This window comes from Nonlabens sp. Hel1_33_55 (genome assembly GCF_900101765.1).
In the GTDB taxonomy this organism is placed as follows: domain Bacteria; phylum Bacteroidota; class Bacteroidia; order Flavobacteriales; family Flavobacteriaceae; genus Nonlabens.
On record NZ_LT627735.1, the window covers coordinates 448,342 to 464,378 of the forward strand.

Annotated in this window: 17 protein-coding genes; 8 read left to right on the top strand and 9 right to left on the bottom strand. The window is 37.7% G+C overall.

Features of this window, described 5'->3' with window-relative positions; translation table 11 throughout:
• Window positions 1–22 precede the first annotated feature (22 nt).
• Both rdgB and BLO34_RS02030 read right to left on the bottom strand, forming a co-directional pair.
• Window positions 23–607: an RdgB/HAM1 family non-canonical purine NTP pyrophosphatase gene (rdgB, locus tag BLO34_RS02025; RefSeq protein WP_090752147.1), complete on the bottom strand. Its 585-nt coding sequence runs from the start codon at window positions 605–607 to the stop codon at window positions 23–25.
• 2 nt (window positions 608–609) lie between these two features.
• Entirely contained in the window at window positions 610–1,254 is a 645-nt protein-coding gene (locus BLO34_RS02030; RefSeq protein WP_090752149.1) for an alpha/beta hydrolase, read from the bottom strand.
• Window positions 1,255–1,288: 34 nt separating this feature from the next.
• On the opposite strand from BLO34_RS02030, the gene BLO34_RS02035 reads away from it, so the two are divergent.
• From BLO34_RS02035 to BLO34_RS02050, 4 genes are all read left to right on the top strand, one after another.
• Entirely contained in the window at window positions 1,289–1,708 is a 420-nt protein-coding gene (locus tag BLO34_RS02035) for a hotdog fold thioesterase (protein ID WP_090752151.1), read from the top strand.
• Window positions 1,709–1,719: 11 nt separating this feature from the next.
• A complete protein-coding gene (locus BLO34_RS02040; RefSeq protein ID WP_090752153.1) occupies window positions 1,720–2,760 on the top strand; it encodes a chorismate-binding protein in 1,041 nt (346 codons plus the stop codon).
• Between the two features lie 350 nt (window positions 2,761–3,110).
• On the top strand, window positions 3,111–4,781 hold the full coding sequence (menD, locus tag BLO34_RS02045) for a 2-succinyl-5-enolpyruvyl-6-hydroxy-3-cyclohexene-1-carboxylic-acid synthase (RefSeq protein WP_090752155.1): 1,671 nt from the start codon (window positions 3,111–3,113) through the stop codon (window positions 4,779–4,781).
• Between the two features lie 64 nt (window positions 4,782–4,845).
• A complete protein-coding gene (locus tag BLO34_RS02050; protein WP_090752156.1) occupies window positions 4,846–5,181 on the top strand; it encodes a DUF2853 family protein in 336 nt (111 codons plus the stop codon).
• Between the two features lie 78 nt (window positions 5,182–5,259).
• Here the strand turns inward: BLO34_RS02050 and BLO34_RS02055 are convergent, their stop codons facing one another.
• The 5 genes from BLO34_RS02055 to BLO34_RS02075 all read right to left on the bottom strand — a co-directional run bounded on the left by BLO34_RS02055 (window position 5,260) and on the right by BLO34_RS02075 (window position 10,115).
• Complete coding sequence (locus BLO34_RS02055) at window positions 5,260–5,697, bottom strand: c-type cytochrome (RefSeq protein ID WP_090756363.1); 438 nt, start codon at window positions 5,695–5,697, stop codon at window positions 5,260–5,262.
• 187 nt (window positions 5,698–5,884) lie between these two features.
• On the bottom strand, window positions 5,885–7,087 hold the full coding sequence (locus BLO34_RS02060) for a PQQ-dependent sugar dehydrogenase (protein ID WP_090752158.1): 1,203 nt from the start codon (window positions 7,085–7,087) through the stop codon (window positions 5,885–5,887).
• Window positions 7,088–7,526: 439 nt separating this feature from the next.
• Window positions 7,527–9,269 carry a M56 family metallopeptidase gene (locus BLO34_RS02065; RefSeq protein WP_090752159.1) on the bottom strand — a complete coding sequence of 581 codons (1,743 nt, stop codon included), beginning with the start codon at window positions 9,267–9,269 and terminating at the stop codon, window positions 7,527–7,529.
• A 2-nt stretch (window positions 9,270–9,271) separates the two neighbouring features.
• Window positions 9,272–9,631: a BlaI/MecI/CopY family transcriptional regulator gene (locus BLO34_RS02070; protein ID WP_090752161.1), complete on the bottom strand. Its 360-nt coding sequence runs from the start codon at window positions 9,629–9,631 to the stop codon at window positions 9,272–9,274.
• A gap of 82 nt (window positions 9,632–9,713) precedes the next feature.
• Entirely contained in the window at window positions 9,714–10,115 is a 402-nt protein-coding gene (locus BLO34_RS02075) for a DUF2452 domain-containing protein (RefSeq protein WP_090752162.1), read from the bottom strand.
• A gap of 131 nt (window positions 10,116–10,246) precedes the next feature.
• Here BLO34_RS02075 and BLO34_RS02080 point away from each other — a divergent pair, with 131 nt between their 5' ends.
• The 4 genes from BLO34_RS02080 (at window position 10,247) to BLO34_RS02095 (ending at window position 14,117) form a co-directional block, all read left to right on the top strand.
• Window positions 10,247–10,522 carry a hypothetical protein gene (locus BLO34_RS02080; protein ID WP_090752164.1) on the top strand — a complete coding sequence of 92 codons (276 nt, stop codon included), beginning with the start codon at window positions 10,247–10,249 and terminating at the stop codon, window positions 10,520–10,522.
• 32 nt (window positions 10,523–10,554) lie between these two features.
• Window positions 10,555–11,394: a 1,4-dihydroxy-2-naphthoyl-CoA synthase gene (locus BLO34_RS02085; protein WP_090752165.1), complete on the top strand. Its 840-nt coding sequence runs from the start codon at window positions 10,555–10,557 to the stop codon at window positions 11,392–11,394.
• Window positions 11,395–11,969: 575 nt separating this feature from the next.
• Entirely contained in the window at window positions 11,970–12,776 is an 807-nt protein-coding gene (locus BLO34_RS02090; RefSeq protein WP_172823943.1) for a PAS domain S-box protein, read from the top strand.
• Between the two features lie 21 nt (window positions 12,777–12,797).
• A complete protein-coding gene (locus tag BLO34_RS02095; protein ID WP_090752168.1) occupies window positions 12,798–14,117 on the top strand; it encodes a PAS domain-containing protein in 1,320 nt (439 codons plus the stop codon).
• A gap of 3 nt (window positions 14,118–14,120) precedes the next feature.
• On the opposite strand, the gene BLO34_RS02100 is transcribed toward BLO34_RS02095, so the two are convergent.
• Window positions 14,121–14,933, bottom strand: coding sequence for an NAD-dependent epimerase/dehydratase family protein (locus tag BLO34_RS02100; protein WP_090752170.1), 813 nt, complete (start codon window positions 14,931–14,933; stop codon window positions 14,121–14,123).
• Window positions 14,934–14,937: 4 nt separating this feature from the next.
• Window positions 14,938–16,023, bottom strand: coding sequence for a glycine cleavage system aminomethyltransferase GcvT (gcvT, locus tag BLO34_RS02105; RefSeq protein WP_090752171.1), 1,086 nt, complete (start codon window positions 16,021–16,023; stop codon window positions 14,938–14,940).
• Window positions 16,024–16,037: the final 14 nt, after the last annotated feature.

Sequence of the window (16,037 nt, forward strand, 5' to 3'; positions counted from 1 at the left end):
GTGTACTGTTTTAAAAGGATATTTAGACAATTTTGATGCCATTTAAATGCGAAATCAGTTTTTTAAGCGCCTTTCCTCGATGACTTATAATTGATTTTTGATTCATGTCCATTTGAGCAAAACTTTTTTGATACCCATCTGGTTGAAATATAGGATCGTAACCAAATCCCTTCTCGCCCTGACGCTGGTGTAAAATCATCCCATTACAACGTCCTTCAAAAATAAATTGCTGCCCATCCATGAAGAGTGATATTACCGTGAGAAAGTAAGCAGACCGATCTTTATCGCCTGTTAGATTCTTGAGTAAAAGATCCATATTGTCCTCACTATCTTTATGTTCACCTGCATATCGAGCAGATCGCACTCCAGGATTACCATCAAGAGCCGGCACAATTAAACCTGTATCATCTGCAAACACAGGCATGTCGAATCTAGCTTTTATATAATCCGTTTTGAGAATTGCATTTTCTTTGATAGTCGCCGCCGTTTCTGGAATTTCATCAAATAATTGGACGTCTTCTAGGCTTAAAAGTTTAATGCTTTTAGGCATCATTTGCTGCACTTCTTTGAGTTTATTAGGATTGTGAGTAGCAAATATTAGTTCCATAATTATAGTGTTTTGGCAATTGATTTCAATAATTGCGTATCGACTTCATGTTTGATATCTGGACGATGTAATTCACAAGTGTCCCTAAATAGTAAATCAATTTTTTGCTGCTCCTTTTTAATTCGCTCATCAGTAAGATATTCATCTTTAGTTCCAACAATATGAATAATACGATTTGCCGTTTGCCTAAACAATTGTCCATCTTCTTCATTAAGCTCATCTGGTATGCTACCACTGTGGAGTATAAGCGCTTTGATAGACCTTGCATAATGCTTCAAATAACGAGTTGCAATAGAAACACCTTGAGAATAACCCATGAACACTAAACGCGGGTCATCTAGTAAATCTTCGATTTCTAATACCTGATCTATATAGTTGATGTTGTTTTTCATTTCCTGAACGGTATCTACTTTAGTTAGCCAACTTGCGCCAACGTGCTTGAATTCTTTTCCCAGATAGAATTTTGATGGAGCCTGAAGTACAAATACGGCATGAATATCTGGATCAAAGTCTTTAAAATACTTTTTAAAGAACCTTGCTAGATATCCTAATCCGTGAAAGCAGATCCAGATATTTTCCGTGCTTTTTTTGATAGGGTAGAGCACTTCGTAGGAGTTGGTGTGTTTGTAAGAAACCGTCTTTACCATAGAGTCAATTTGATAGCTTATTTTTGATAAAGATATGGACAAAGAAAAGATACTGTCGCAGTGCAATGCCATTTGTAAAAATACACTTATGGATACACTGGACATAGAATTCATCGATGTAGGTGCCGATTTCCTTACGGCAAAAATGCCCGTTAATTCTAGAGTACATCAGCCTGATGGAGTTCTCCATGGAGGTGCCAGTGTTGCCCTAGCGGAATCAGTTGGAAGTGCGGCTAGTTACCTATTTCTTGATACCGATAATTTTGCTATTAGAGGTCTCGAGATTAGTGCAAACCATACACGTTCAAAAGTAAATGGACATGTTTTTGCGACTGCTAGATTCCTACACAAAGGCCGGACCACTCAGTTGTGGGAAATCAAAATTATAGATGAAGAGGAGCGGTTAATTTCTATTTGTAAATTGACGACCATCGCACTCAATAAAAACGCTTAAAACCTTATCGCTTGCGCGAAAGCTTACTTACATACACCGCTAAATTATTATCAGAAAATCTGCCTTTTCTCCTGCTACGCAAAAGTGGTGGTGCCGAAGTTAAAATCATACATCAAGAATCAAAAAAGCTCTATAAAAAGGCACATGACACAATGTCAAGTGCTTTTTTTTCAAAGTTTTTATCATCTGATAATCAGTTTTATATTTATGGTGAAGTGATTAAAAGATTTGACTGGAATTTTAAGCCTTTCAAATCAGAAATAGCTACGGTTAAATTATCAAAAGACGTAAGATTGGCCCACGAAATGTTGGTTAGTGATGCCGTTTCTACAATCCAAAATACCAATTTGGAAAAGGTAGTTTTGTCTTTGAAACATCCTATTCAAGCAAAGAAAACTCCTTTAGAAATTCTGGGTAATTTGCTGGATAAATACTCGCAAGCCAACTGCTATTTCTTTTACCACCCAGCAGTCGGATCTTGGATGGGTGCGACTCCAGAAACATTGCTTTCCTACAACAGTGGCTTGCTTAAAACCATGTCTCTGGCTGGAACTAAATCGGCTGAAAATGATCACGAAAAACCTTGGGGAATGAAGGAGCAAAACGAGCAGTTATTAGTTACTGAATACATAGCTAAAGCGCTACAAAAAGTAGCCGATAGTCCACCTACTATAGGTCCGGTCAAAACTGTGCAAGCAGGTTCGTTACTGCATTTGAAAACAACGCTGGAAGTTCCATTGAGTTACGATAAAATTAATCAAGCGATTAAGGAATTACATCCAACACCAGCCATATGTGGACTGCCTAGAACAGCGGCACAGGACTATATCATCACTCATGAAAATTACGACCGTAGTTTTTACACGGGCTATCTAGGAATACAAAATCCGCAGGATCAAACTGCCGATTACTTTGTAAACCTAAGGTGTATGGAATTGAAAAATAATTATGTTGATTTATATGCTGGTGGTGGAATAACGGGCATGAGTGTACCACAAGATGAAGTTGATGAAATAGAAAACAAGCTGTCGACAATGGCTAGCATTGTATAGTATTTGCCAGGATTTATCCCAGAAAAATTCCAGCGGCACTTTTCACGGTCCGGCGCATCTCGTAAATTAAGATATAACTATAAAGTGCTATGTACTTAATAATGATCATATTGATCTAATGGTTAACAGTGATTAATGTACAACTTATTGTGATTCAACTGTAAGAATTTTACCATTCATTTTAAGATTGGTCCTTACAAAAGTCAATTCTTCCTCTTTTTGCAATTTAGCTTCAACGGTATTGAGCACTAAACCTACTGGTTATAGACGTAAATATTTCGATATGCTAACTACTAAAAGATGTAGTTAAACCACTATGATAAGGTTACCGCCTCTATTACCTTTGGGATATGATTACATCAGTTCTACACGCTCAACAGATCATTCAGCTGTTTAAGAAAAGAGAAATTAAAAACATCATAATTTCTCCTGGTTCGCGCAATGCTCCGTTGACGATAAGTTTTACTCAAGATCCTTTTTTTAAATGTTATAGTATTGTTGACGAACGGTGCGCTGGACATTTTGCGCTGGGAATAGCACAGCAGTTGCAAGAACCGGCTGTTTTGGTTTGTACTAGCGGTAGTGCTTTACTCAATTATTATCCAGCAGTTGCAGAGTCTTATTATAGCGAGATTCCCTTAATTCTGTTGAGCGCAGATCGTCCACCACATAAAATTGATATAGGTGATGGGCAGACCATCAGGCAAAAACATGTTTTTGCAAACCATATTCTTTGTGATACACAGTTGGAAATGATTTTCAACATAGATCAGAAGGAATATTTGATTACGAATGAACGTGAACTCAACAAGGCGATCAACACGGCAATTTCTAAACACGGACCGGTTCACGTTAACGTTCCTTTTGAAGAACCTCTCTATAATTCCGTTGAGAAACCATCCATTGAAGTGAAGGTAATGGATGTTTTAAAAGATGAAACTACAGAAATACCAGCAGAATTCTACGAACATTGGAATGCCTCAAAGCGTAAACTCATCATTCTATCGACGCTCAATCCGCCAGTTTTTGAGAAAGAAGATATTGACCGGTTAACCGCAGATGGTAGTGTACTTGTCATGAGTGAGGTAAGCTCAAACATTGTGCATGATAACATCGTTTGGGGAATCGACACCTTGATAGCTCCTATAGAGTTTGATGACAACCAAATCGCAGCCCTACAACCCGATATGGTGGTGACCATTGGTGGTATGATCGTTTCCAAAAAAATCAAACAATACCTGCGTAGGTTTGAGACTAAGATCCATTACCATATAGGTAAACGTAGAGCTTACGACACCTTTTTTAAACTTGCTGCACACATCAAAATCACTCCAAGAAAGTGGTTACACTCTCTACCAGCGCAAACGGTACCTAGTAATTACCAACATCAATGGTTGAATCATTTCAAAAATTATCTGGAAAAGCGTCCTAAATATTTCGACAAAATAGGTTGGAGTGACATGAAGGTTTTTGAGCTGTTATTCCAACAACTGCCAGACGATATTGTCTTACAACTAGGTAATAGCAGCACGATACGCTATGCGCAGCTTTTCAAGATGAACGCATCACACCGTATTTTTTCCAACCGTGGCACAAGCGGTATCGATGGATGTACTAGCACGGCAATAGGCGCCGCAGTTGGCTCTGGATGGCCTACGATCTTAATCACGGGTGACCTAAGTTTCTTTTACGATTCCAATGCATTGTGGAACAATTATATTCCCAAAAACTTCAAGATTATTCTCATCAACAACAGTGGTGGCGGGATTTTTAGAATACTTCCTGGCGAGAAGCAGGAAGATTATTTCAAGACTTACTTTGAAACCACACACGACATGGACGCTAGTCATTTGTGTGCAATGCATGGTTTTGGATATAGCAGGATTGATGATGAGTTCGCTTTCGCGAAAGCCTACAAACATTTCATCACCACTAACAATCAACCGCAATTGTTGGAAATACAAACTCCTCGAGAAGTAAATGACAAGATTTTACTCGAGTACTTCAAATTCCTGAGATAAAACTTTTGTTAACGTCTTTTTTTAATTAGCTTTAACTCATCAACTAATCCCTAAAAAATTGACAATGAGTAAATTTGATGAAAAATTAGAAAAGTACATGGCTTCCTATAAGGAACACATAGGCGGCAAATTGGACGAGGAATTGCTCAAAAAAGTAACCAAAGGTCTAGGACCATCAATCTACAATCGCGATGCAGAGACAGTAAGTGCAGAAAAGTCTGAAATGGAACGTGTAGTAACAAACTACTTGAAGAAAAAATTAGGACTCTCTGGAGATAACTTGCTAGCATCTGTAGAGGCTGTCATTGAGAAATATGGTAAAAGTAACCGCTCCAAATATCGTGCGGTTGTGTATTATTTGTTGTGCGAGCACCACAAAAAACAATCTGTTTACAATTAGAAGATTTTATATTGCTTTCAAGAAAATCCCCAACCGATTACCGGTTGGGGATTTTTAATTCAATGAATTGAAAAGTTATTATTCTTCAATCGCTGCCACTTCTTCAACAGTAACTATATCTCCTTTGTTCCAGGTTTGAATGGTATAATTCATAACATCTGCTATTTCTTCATCATCTAATCCTAAAGGCAGCATGACGCTGTTATAGGATTCTCCATTGACTTCAATCTCTCCTTTGAGTCCGTATTTAACGGCATGTATACTTTCTGTTCTCTTTTCAGTAAGCCAGTTGGATGGATTCAATGGAGGAAAAGCTCCAGGAACACCTTTACCATTAGGTAAATGACAAGTGACACATAACTCAGAATACACTTCGCGGCCACGTTTAACGCTTTCTGCAAGTGGATCTTGAGGTTGTTCTTTGACTATGGAATTTGTAGCTGCAGTTTCCTTTTTATTGGTTTCTCCACAACTTATCGCTACGGTCGCTAGGATCACTAAAAATGTATTTTTCATATTATAATTTCTGAATTCTGATTTGAAGCAGATGTGCTGCCAGTCCATTGATTTTATTAGCTAAGAGGATAAAATTGGTCTTGAGCTTACTTATTAGTGTTTGCTATCCTTTCAAATTGATCGTTTAGATATATCTGAGTACCACTTCTAAGAAGCCACTTTTATTGCTCGCTCACAGTTTCTAGGTTTATTTATCAATTCGATAAATTCCTTTTCCTTCAACACCTATATATATTTTACTATCAGGACCGATCTTTACATTACGTAAACGTCCTAATCCATCTACTAATTTCTCTCGCTTTGTCACTTGATCACCATCCATATAAAGCATTTCTAAGTATTGGAATTTCAAACTACCAACGAGATAGCTGCCAGCCCAATCACCATAGGATTCGTCTGTGACAACAGCAAAACCACTGGGTGCGATGCTAGGTACCCAATAGTAAATAGGTTGTGCCATTCCTTCTTTCTGTGTGATTTCAGTGAATTTGCTACCGCTGTAATTGATTCCATAACTTATGACTGGCCAGCCATAGTTGACACCAGCTTTGATAATGTTGATTTCATCACCACCGCGTGGACCGTGCTCGTTTGCGACGATTTCACCAGTAGTTGGATGCTTCAATAAACCCTGCGGATTCCTATTTCCATAAGTGTAGGCTGCGGTTTTTGCATCAGTAATCCCTACAAATGGATTGTCATCTGGAATACTGCCATCATCGTTGATTCTATAAATTTTACCACCATCACGAGTGATATCCTGCGGATTCACATCACGCTCACCGCGTTCACCTATGGAGAAATAAAGTTTGTCATCATTTCCCCAGGCAAAACGGCTCCCGAAGTGTTGCCCTTTTTTAGTGTTGGGTTCTGCTTTGTATAATACTTTAAGATTGGTTAATTCGTCGCCATCAAGCACTGCACTAGCGATAGCGGTATTTCCGCCATCATCATTACCCGTTGAACTTGCGTAGGATATAAAGATTTTATTATTTGCATTGAAGTCTGGATGCACCATTACATCCATTAATCCACCTTGACCGCGTACATACACCTCAGGGACATTTTTAATTTCAGTAGATGTATTCCCGTTAAAACGGAACAATTTACCTTCTTTCTCAGTATAAATCATATCGCCATTAGGCAACCAATCCATTCCCCAAGGATTCGTTAGGTTTTCAACGATAGGTGTAACGGTATAGTTTTTTTGGTCCTCGATCAAGGGAATGTTATCTACCTGAGGAACTTTTTGATTTACACTGTCTGCAATAACTTTAGGAGATTGCATGGAAGTGCTAGCTAATTCATCTGCGTCATTCGTTTCTGAAAAAGCCTTTTTACAGGAACTTGTAAGAATGACACATAAGCATAAAAATAGGATAGTTCTCATAGCACGATATTTAGATAAAAATACTCGCCTTTACTTGAAGTTTTGGTTAAATCCATAAAAAAATCCCTAAGCAGGTTGGAAGCTTAGGGATTTTTGAGATAGAGTAGAAGACGTCTGCTGGTTTTGTGCAGCGATGGCATTATGCTAATCGGTATCTTCTTTTAGTATTCCAAGATTCAGACAAAGACTTCTCTGGTCTAAATCTTTTGTTGATTAATTCTCTTGTCTCGTTGAAGGTGTTTGAAGCATTCATAATATAAAGTTTTAAAGGTTATACTATATAGACGAGCCATTTTTAAATTTGTTACAGTACTGTGTAATACAAAGTAGTATATTCGGCGAAGAGTCAAATTAATTCGATGATTTACATAAAAAAGTCCAGATTTAAAGATCTGGACTTTTGCTTATTGAATTTAGGTTTGCTTATTTCAGTGAAATATTACTCCTCTTTTTTGGACTCTTCTGGAACATTGAAGATTATGGGCAAGCCGTAAATGACACCTACCTTATGTCCTCGTTGAGTTCCCGGTTGCATTTTGGGCAACAAGTTGACAACTCTTGCCGCTTCTGCTTGAAGTTCTGGAGCTTTAGCTCTTGATATGATATTTGCAACGTTTCCATTTTGATCAATTTTAAATTGAACAGAAATAGTTTGCTTACCGTTTAATCCAACTCTGCTGGCGATGGAAGTGTCAAAATTCTCTTTAACAAGTTGCGTGATATTTTGCTGCATACATTTCTTTTTCTCTGCGTTATCGCCACTGCAACCTGGGTAAGTTGGAACGTTTTCTATAATTGCAAAAGGAACAACGGCTGCTTGTTTTTGCATATCATACTTTTCTTCCACTACCTCTACTTCTGTAACTACCGTCACATCGTCGGCCTTTCCGTACTTCTCATGTAAATTTTTTAAATAAGATGAAATTTCATCATTACTCATATTTAATTGATCGATCGGACCAGTTCCTGTAAAAGTAGGACTACCATTTTCTGATTCTTGAATTGTCAAAACATAATTGTTGTTCTCAATATCACGTACTATTGTTTTTCCATTATCGCTTATTTTTTTGGTGACTCTACGATATTCCTTCAAATTTGGATCCCGCAACATCCTTTTAGCAACTTCAAAACTCTTCTCGTTGCTGGTATCATCACTTAGATACTGTTTCATAATCTCGATCCCTTTTTCTAAAATTTCCATTTCTTCTGCTGTAACACCTTTATAAAAATCAATTTGCCCATAGATATGTTCCTGAAGAGTAGGTAATTCATCAACTCTATACGTTTTCTGCTCCACTTTAATAACCTCTTGTTCAGTGCTACAAGCCGTATAAATCAAACTGGCAAAAAGTATAGGCAAGATCCACAACAGCTTGAGGTAGTTGAATTTTTGTGGGTTGTTATTTTGTATCATAGCTAATCGGGTTTTAATTGTTTTGGATTTAAAAAATGGGTTTGCAAAAGAGAAGTCAGGACAGTCCATGACTTGCTTCAATAGGTTTTCATAGTAGGATTTCTTTCCGTGTACTTCGATGGTTTTCTGGTCGGCAATGAATTCGTGTACTAATTTCAATTCACGCTGGCCTAAATAGGAAACAGGATGAAACCAAAATATCACGCGCAAGGTTTCAAAAAATAAAAGATCCCAACTGTGCTTTTGATTTACGTGAACTTTCTCGTGTTCAAGGATTTGTTGGTATTCTGCTTTCGCGAAAGCGTCACTTATATAGATACTATTCAGGAAGGAAAAGGCACTGGGCAGACCGTGAACGCGAGTGACATAAGTACCGTTTTGATATGCCGTTTTTCCGCTTTCTTTCCATTGCTGGATTTGAGCCAGTTTGTATAGAAATAGGATGAGCGATACGCAAAGACCAACCAAATAAATAATGCCAAGAATCTGGGAGATATCAATAGGATTAGGTTGAGTTACCGCTGTGGTACTTTTACTTGAATCAACAACCTCGACCATCATGGAGTCAACGACCGCAGGTGTAAATACCGGACTACCTGCAAGACCAAAATCAACTGGAACAACCATTAATGGTAGTACGAATGAAACTACTGGAATAGCCAATAAATAAAACCGGCGCGTCTGGAATCCTTGTGATTTTTGAATGACCAACTTGTATAGTAAATACAGGAATAGCGCGAGAATGCTGCTGTGTATAAGATGTATCATATTCACGATTTTTTATTGATTTCCTTCAGGATTTCTTCCAGATCCTTGACGCTCAGTTTTTCCTGTTCCATAAAAAAGGAGACCATACTTTTATAACTGCCCTTGAAATAATTACTGGCCAATTTTCCTGCAGTAGCGCGTGAATAAGCGTCTTTACTCACCATAGGGAAGTAGATGTGGCCGCGACCTTCCTTGCGGTAATCCACAAACTTCTTGCTTTCTAGAATACGTGTGATGGTAGAAACGGTGTTGTAGGCAGGTTTGGGCTCTGGCATTTTCTCAATGATCGAGGCCACATTTGCCTCGTTGAGATCCCAGAGAATCTGCATGATTTCCTCTTCGGCTTGAGTTAGAGTTTTCATAGTAACTAAATTGTTAGTTCAAATATAAACTAATATTTTAGTTTAACTAATTATTTAGTTGAATTATTGAAATAAAAAGAGATCAATCGATCTCTTCCCATAATTTTTCAGAGGATAGGCGGTAGGTGCCCACGTGATCCCAGCGGCATTCCTGCGGGCCTATGACAGATAGAAAGTTGCCCTCATTATTTTGGTATAGGTGATATGTCTCGCCCACAATGGGTTCAAAAGAAAATTTTGCGCCGTAAACCAATTGGTTATCGTTGAACTTTTTGGTCATCTCATCATACTGCGCCTTGAGTTGGTCAAATTGAGATTTGATCTCATGATTGACCTTTGAGATATTGTTTTGCTTCCACGAGGTGATGTCTGGCGTTGTAATTTTGGGAGCGCCTACACCGCTTGCATAGGGAAGTAGCGCGGCATTGTAGGTTCCAGACTCTTCATCATACACCACCGCATCGGGTTTCTTTTTCTCACTCATGTTACAAATTTAAGGGACAGCTTGCAGTAATGTTTATAGTTAACGTGATTTTGTTAAACAAGAGTGTAGATTAAAAATATTCCGCTTTCGCGAAAGCGTAACATTCATCATCATCCTGCAACTAATAAAATATGACAATAACCATAAAACACATCGACTTTGCTCCAAAATCACTAGAGAAAAGCTTCTGGGGATCGCACACATATGAAGACTTAGGCATGGTGCTGGAACGCGCGAATGAGTGGATACGCAGGAATTATAATGTAGAAATCATCAATGTGGAAACCGTAGTGATGCCCAATATCTTCATAAAGGAAGCATCGATAACGGATCAAGTGACACAGGTTGCCACTGGCGGTTCAATCGTGCAGAATTTCCAGATCATCAGAATATGGTATAAAGGGTAGCGCGGTCTATCTTTGAATCTTAAACCAATTTTATGAGCATCCACTGGAAAACAGCCAAAGAATATCAAGATCTCACCTACAAAAAAGCCGATGGTGTAGCACGTATTGCCTTCAATAGACCAGAAGTGCGCAATGCCTTTAGGCCTCAAACTGTAAGTGAGTTGATCGATGCGTTCTATGATGCGCAGGAAGATTTGTCCATAGGTGTGGTCATTTTGACTGGTGAAGGACCTAGTTCCAAAGATGGCGGCTGGGCTTTTTGCAGTGGTGGCGATCAGAATGCTCGCGGTAAGGATGGTTATAAGGACAGTGCTGGTACTGGCCGCTTGAACATTCTTGAAGTGCAACGTATGATAAGGTTTATGCCTAAGGTAGTTATTTGTGCCGTTCCAGGTTGGGCCGTTGGCGGTGGACACAGCCTACACGTGGTATGTGATATGACTATTGCCAGTAAGGAACACGCCATTTTCAAGCAGACTGATCTGGATGTTGCCAGTGTTGATGCCGGTTATGGAAGCGCCTACCTTGCCAAAATGGTAGGACAGAAAAAAGCACGTGAGATTTTCTTCTTGGGAAGAAATTACAACGCGCAGGAAGCGATGGATATGGGAATGGTCAATGCTGTCGTACCGCATGCTGAATTGGATCAAACGGCATATGATTGGGCACAAGAAATCATGGAAAAATCACCAACGGCTATCAAGATGGCAAAATTTGCTTTGAATGCCACAGATGATGGAATGGTAGGCCAGCAGGTATTTGCCGGTGAGATGACCCGATTGATCTATATGACTGATGAAGCCAAGGAAGGACGTGATGCATTCTTACAGAAACGTAAGCCAGACTTCGGTGCGGATAAATGGATTCCGTAGATCTTCACCAATCTTTTTTAATTGATTAACTCGTTTCTTGTTTGAACAATAAAACGACTTATTGCTGTTCCACGGTAGTAAGTCGTTTTGTTATATATGTAAACGTGTTGAAACCTTTAGCCTTGCAGAAGTTGAATGCCCATCAAAATCAAAGTTTTTTGCTCCATTTAATGGTTCTAAAAACGTAATTAATACTCTTCTAACAATCCAAGCAAAAGCAGATGGATCAATTTGAACTAAATTCTTGTTGAAAATGGTCGATGGCGAATAAAATATTTGTTCGGAGAAATGAAATATTGAAAAAAATACGGTTGTAAATTTTTCACTTCGTATAAAAATAATGTTCGCATTTTGCGATTTATGCAATTATGAATTTTCCCTTTAAACTGTTTCAATTGCTTTGTTTACAATTATTTGATCTATTAACTCATAAGTTAAACAAAACGTAAGCTTAACTAAACATTAAGATTTATAGAAGTGTCGCATGAATGAAAGGAGCTAAATTACTTTTGAAAGTAATTCGTTTTATCATGGTTGATAATATAAAACATAGCACATTTCCTTACGAGAAACTCATGACTAGCACTTGTCTCATATGCTGTGTTGTCGATAATAATTCAAAATTAATTCAAGCCAATCCAGAATTCTATGATGCTCTAGGTTATGAAGAATCTTATTTTGAAAATCATACCATTTTAGACATTTTAGGAGATGACAGTAATTGGCCAGACTTCAATGATATCGATCGAGCAAGTCAAAATACAATATCGGCTACCATCAAATTTTATAGTAATGAGGGAATACCGGTTTATCTTAAATGTAATTTTGGTTTTAGGAAACACTTGATTTACGTCGCTGGTGTGGATGTAAGTGTTGATATTTTTTTACATAAGAATAATAAAACAATCAGTGAAATTGCCAACCTAGGCGCGTGGTCCTACATTCCAGCTAAAGATAAGTTCCAACACACAGAATTCTTTAGAGAACTATATGGTTTCTCAAAAGATGACACTATCGATAACAAGGCACTTTATGAATCTGTACAGCGGGATAGCCGCGAAGTCATTGATCACGCCTTAAAAAATCTATACGAGAATCACGAACCTTATGATGTAGAGATAAAGGTATCCTTAAAGAATGGGGAAACTGCCTGGTTAAGAGTGATGGCGGCACCTGAGGTCCATAAAGGAGAAGTAACTGCTATTAATGGTGTAACTCAAAATATTACCAAATACAAAGAGCTTAATTTATCGCTAAAAGAAACCAAGCGTAATCAGGAATTGGCCTTTAGAGCCATAAAATCTGCCTACTTCACTTTCAATTTAAAAACCCAAGAAAGTGAATCTGGAGATTCTTTTACCGCACTATCAAATTTTCCCTAGGATATAAATGCAGAAAATTTCATGGAGCATTTACATCCAGATGATCGTGAGGCAGCACAGCACCAGCATGATAGGGAAATTAATGATGATGGTGAATTCTATTTCAATGCATTTAGAATGCGCAATACTTTAGATGCTTATAGACATTATGAAATTCACGGGTTCAAGGTATTCAATAATCACGATGAACCGGTCAAGCTTGTAGGTAATCTTATTGATGTTGAGGATAAATACCGACTTTCAGAAATGGAGGATAAGCACAGGTACCATTTAAATACGATGTTGGACAATGCATTTGTTCGTACCATACTATTAGACAAAGATTCAAGAATAATAGGATTGGATGGTAAAACTAAAAAGATTTTAATTGAACATTTAGGCTATAACCCAATTTCAAAAAAGTCATTTTTTACAGATATAATTTCTGATTATGATCTTTTGAAATTCAGCATTATTGACAGGGTTTTGAAAAAAGGTCAAGAATACCGCAATGAATTATATCTAGATTTATTTGAAAACAGCAGTACCTGTTATGACACTTTATGTAAACCTATCCTAGATTATTCAAAGGAAATTGATGGCTATGTATTTTACTTTTTTGACTTAAGTGGTAAAATACGATTACAACAAGAGGTAAAATCCTTCCAGAATAAATTAATTACAGCGCATCATTTTACTAATAATGTGCTCTCACAAGTTGCAGATGAAAGTAAACATCCAATCTATAATTTACTAACTACAACCAAAGGTATTTTTGAAGAAGAGTCTAATTTCAAGCTTGAAGATAACTTGTCAGAGAACCAAATACAAGGTGGACTGCAGTTGATGAAATCAATTGATGAGATCATAAATAATGTGGAATTTGAGCATCTTTTCTTCACATCTCAAAAATCAATAGATCTAGCACTTATGTTACAAAACATGACTGCGAATTCTGTTGTAAAAGCAAATCAAGAAAACATCGATTTTTCATTTGATAATTTTGATAAGCTTGTTCTTGTCAATGCAGATCCCGTGTTTTTAAGGCAGTCTTTATCAAATGTCTTAAATCTTCTATTTACCATTTGCGTCAATCAAAAACTGACTATCTGGTCAAGGATTAATAATAATCAAGCTCAGATAATGGTAAAATCCTTAGCTCCTCAAAAAGCCCATTCTCAAATAGAAAGTATTCTTGATGCTCATCATGCATCAAGAACTAGAGAAACAGATATATTCAGACCGTTAGGTGAAGGGATTCCATTTGCCATCAAATATTTGGAAGGTATAAATGGAAGCGTCCGTATATCGAATAATGATGATGGAAGTTGTGAATTTACAATGTCGTTTCCTTTAGTGTAATATCTATATTACTGTACGTTCAACTACCTCTTCTATAGTGAGTTGCAAATGTTTAGGTAGTAAGTTGTCCTTAGGTAAAACAGATAGTTGCCTATCTTCATTAGAATCAAAAACACTTTTAAACATCGGTTTTTTTTCACTTAGAACATGACAAATATCTTTGATCAAATCACTGTGATGAACTAGATCCTTGCTTCCCAAGTGAAATATACCACGACGTCTTCTATTGATTAGATAATGAATTTGCTGCGCTAGTTTATCGATATGAGCAGCATTGATAACCACATTAGGGAAAACCTCGATGGGAACGTCATTTTCTATTTGAGCTTTCAATTCCTTAACTCTAGGACTATTGGCGCCAAAAATCATCGGGATGCGGCAAATCACATACTTATCAGGCGGTAATCTTAAAAGTCTATTTTCGATTTTGATTTTCAATCTGCCATAAATACTTTCAGAAAAAGTCTTGTCATATTCATAGCTAGGGAAGTTGGTAAAGCGATCAAAAACGTTAGCACTGGAGAGAAATAATAGTCGGCAATCATTATTCATGATGTATTTGATCAATTGATCATGCAAGTACAATTGACTGTTCTCGTTTCCTCTAATAGCGCTAATGATGTATTTAGGTTTTAATCGCTCTAAAAGAATTTCAACCATATCTGTTTCCATGTCAAATTCATGAAAATGTTGATTGTTTCTATATTCTTTGCGATCACTTAAGTAGGTCGCATGAACATCATATAGTGGTGCCAGTTCCTTGTAGATCGCATTACCTACAAAGCCACTACCGCCTATGATTAATATCCTATTCAAATAATTATGATTTGTAGAACGGTAGTTTTACCACGGTTGCAGGCACAATTTTCTTGCGTATTTGCACGTAAACTTTGCCATCTGGAATACCCAGAGAAGAAGGAACGTAACCCAATCCTATGCCTTTATTTAAAGACGGCGACATGGTACCACTAGTAACCATACCTATGGCGTTGCCTTCAGGATCTGTAATGTTGTAACCGCCACGAGGTATGGCTTTTTCATCCATGGTGAAGCCTATTAATTTTCGCTCTGCGCCAGTTTCCTTTTGAGTGGCAAGCGCTTCGTGATTTACAAATTCCTTTGAAAATTTGGTAACCCAACCTAAGCCAGCTTCAATAGGACTTGTGGTATCATCAATATCATTGCCGTATAAACAGAATCCCATTTCCAGCCTCAACGTATCTCTCGCAGCGAGACCTATAGGCTTGATACCAAAATCTTTTCCAGCATTAAGCACCGCATTCCAGATATCTTTCACCTCGCTATTTTTACAGTAGATTTCAAATCCACCGCTGCCCGTATATCCTGTAGCGCTGATGATGACGTGTTCCGCTTTCGCGAAAGCGCCAACTTCAAAATGATAGTATTTAATCGCTGACAAATCAATATCAGTTAGGGATTGCATCGCCTCAATAGCCTTGGGGCCCTGAATGGCAAGAAGGGAATAATCATCGCTCAAGTCGCGTAGATTAGCATCTATAGTTTCATTGTATTTTGAAATGTGATTCCAATCCTTTTCAATATTTGAGGCATTGACAACCAGTAAATATTGCTCATCTTTTATTTTGTAGATCAGTAGATCATCAACGACACCACCAGTTTCATTAGGTAAATAGGAATATTGCGCTCTACCTACCATCAATTTTGAAGCGTCATTTGCAGATACTCTTTGAATCAATTCCAAAGCATTAGGACCGCTTACCAAAAATTCACCCATATGGGAAACATCAAAAACGCCCACATCATTGCGAACGGTATTGTGTTCAATAGTTACACCTTCATATTGTACGGGCATATTATAGCCTGCAAACGGGACCATTTTTGCACCTAGTGCTTCGTGAATACTGGAGAGTGCCGTGTTTTTCATATTCTTATTATTGG